This is a genomic window from Mangrovimicrobium sediminis, assembly GCF_004745945.1.
Lineage (GTDB): Bacteria > Pseudomonadota > Gammaproteobacteria > Pseudomonadales > Halieaceae > Mangrovimicrobium > Mangrovimicrobium sediminis.
On record NZ_SRLE01000044.1, the window covers coordinates 1 to 1,487 of the forward strand.

The window sequence follows — 1,487 nt, forward strand, 5'->3', positions numbered from 1 at the left end:
GGTGCACGTGCTGGATTTCTACATCCGGGTAGCGCTGGTTGATCAACTCGCGGAAGCTCAGCTTGCCGCCCGGGGCGGGGAAGCTGGCGATCTTGCCGAAGCTCGGCTCCAGCTTGGCCAGGTCCTCGGCGGTGGTCTGCGGCCGCGGGTACTCTTCTTTATCCAGCACCAGCGACCCGTCCTCGTCGTACACCGGCACCAGGGAGCGATCGAAGCGCCCCTCGGCCATGGCGCGGGCGGCGCGCTGCTGGCTCTCCAGGGCGAAGGCGTCGAGGTCTTCGCGGGAGATACCTTCAATGCTGGCGATGGCGTCCGCGCACACACCCTGGTGCGACTGCGGGTGCATCTTCTGTAGCGTGGGGTTGCCGATGCTCATGCCCATGGGCATCAGGCCGGCTTTCATTTCTTCCTGGCTGACCGCGGTGATCAGCGACATCATCTCGGTGCCGCCGGCCAGGTCCTCGAAGCCGGCGGCGATCTGCCCGGCGGCGAAGCTGGTGGCGGTGATGCCGCTGCCGCAGAAGCGGTCCAGGGTCACGCCGCTGACGGTGGGATCGAAACCTGCGTAGAGGGATGCCATGCGACCCATGTCGCCGGCCTGCTTGCCCTTCTGCGCGCTGGTGCCCCAGATGATGTCGTCGATGTCGGTAACGGTGAGGTTGTTGCGATCGCGCAGGGCGCGCATCACGGTGGCCGCGAGTTGGTGCGGGTGCAGATGCGAGTAGGCACCTTTACCGGGTTTGCCAATCGCGCGCGGGGTGCGCACGGCGTCGATGATGTACGCGTCGGACATCTGCATCTCCTCGAGGTGGGTACCGCGAAACCGCTGAATTTTGCGTGCGCAGACTATACACAGCTTACCGAGGGGGTTCAACGCGACGCCGCGGCACATGACCTGTGCGGCGGCGCTCTGGTACTATGCATTTATTGCAACAGACACCGCGACGATGAATTCACCCGCAGACCCCGGCAAGCGGCCGGCGGAAAAGCCACCCGCCAAACGCCGATACAACAGCCCGCTGCGCCAGCAGCAGAGCGCGGAAACCCGCGAGCGCATCGTGCTCGCCGGCGTCGACCTGGTGCATGGCTTCACCACCTGGGACTGGACCAACCTCACCGCCCGCGCCGTCAGCGAACGCGCCGGAGTCAGCGAGCGCACGGTATACCGTCACTTCACCAGCGAGAAGAACCTGCGCGACGCGGTGATGCAGCGCCTGGTGAGCGACTCCGGCATCGAACTCGGCGAAATGCGTATCGAGGATTTCCCGGGAATCACCGCGCGCATGTATCAGTTCCTGGCGTCCTTCGCCACCGTCACCCAGCAGCCGCCGCAGGACCCGACCTTCGCCAGCATGGACGAGGTGCGCCGCGAGGCCCTGCTCGACGCCGTGCAGCGCTCGCTGGCCGACTGGGAGCCCGCCGAGCCGCGCGTGGTCTCGGCCATGCCCGACCTTTTCTGGCACCCGCCCGCCTACGAGCGCCTGCTC

General features: G+C 66.5%; 2 protein-coding genes. One reads left to right on the forward strand and one right to left on the reverse strand.

What is annotated here, in order from left to right; translation table 11 throughout:
* Positions 1-793, reverse strand: a 793-nt coding sequence (locus E4634_RS21145; RefSeq protein ID WP_491844337.1) for a thiolase family protein, incomplete at its 3' end; no start/stop codon positions are given.
* Between the two features lie 154 nt (positions 794-947).
* Here E4634_RS21145 and E4634_RS21150 point away from each other — a divergent pair.
* A partial coding sequence (locus tag E4634_RS21150) for a TetR/AcrR family transcriptional regulator (protein WP_167855024.1) occupies positions 948-1,487 on the forward strand: 540 nt, incomplete at its 3' end.